Annotated in this window: 1 protein-coding gene; it reads left to right on the top strand. The window is 41.1% G+C overall.

The window, feature by feature from the left end:
• The coding region (locus A3729_RS09110) for a PEP-CTERM sorting domain-containing protein (protein ID WP_068633711.1) at window positions 1-618 on the top strand (618 nt) is incomplete at its 5' end.
• Between the last annotated feature and the right edge of the window lie 129 nt (window positions 619-747).

The raw sequence follows: 747 nt of genomic DNA, 5'->3' as shown, positions 1-747 counted from the left end.
ATTGCATTATCTGCATTATCGATAAACGCATCAGCAGGATTCATATCTCAAGATTCTGGCTTTGGTGTTGATACTATAACCTTGCACGAAGAAACGGGGTTAGAGTGGCTGGACTTAACAGCCACACAAGGTCGTACAGTTAACGATGTGCTAGGTCAGCTTGATACAGGTGGCGATTACTCTGGTTTCCGTCATGCTACCTTCGATGAAGTAATCACAATGCAAGAAGGCTTTGGTATTACTTACAATCTTTCTTCTTTTGATCATGCAGTTGGCCAGCAAAACGCTAGCATTGCAGCAATGGCAAATTATCTAGATTTCTTTGGTGCTACTGGTACTAATGAGGATGATGTATTCGGATTCGGTACAGTAGTTCGCGATAACGGTGAAGATCGTACTTTCTGGTCAATTTATGATAACGATGCAAGTGCTTTGTTTGATACAGATACTGGTTATTTACAAGATATATTCTTTGCTCAAGCACGCAATATTTCAGATCCATTCACTGGACAATTTTTGGTTCGATCTGACGTATCGCAAGTATCAGAGCCAAGTACGTTTGCGTTGCTAGGTCTTGGAATGGCTGGGTTGGGTTTTGCCAGACGTAAAAAAGCTTAAGTGTAATAAATAGGGATAGATATTATGAACGATACAATTCAGCAAGCTCGTCTTCAAAATCAAATGAAGAACCCAATCGTCGCGTTAGCTCTAGGTTTTTTTATTCCCGGAGCAGGGCAGATGTATGCG

The organism is Oleiphilus sp. HI0043, assembly GCF_001634935.1.
This window is presented reverse-complemented; position numbering and strand designations above follow the sequence as displayed.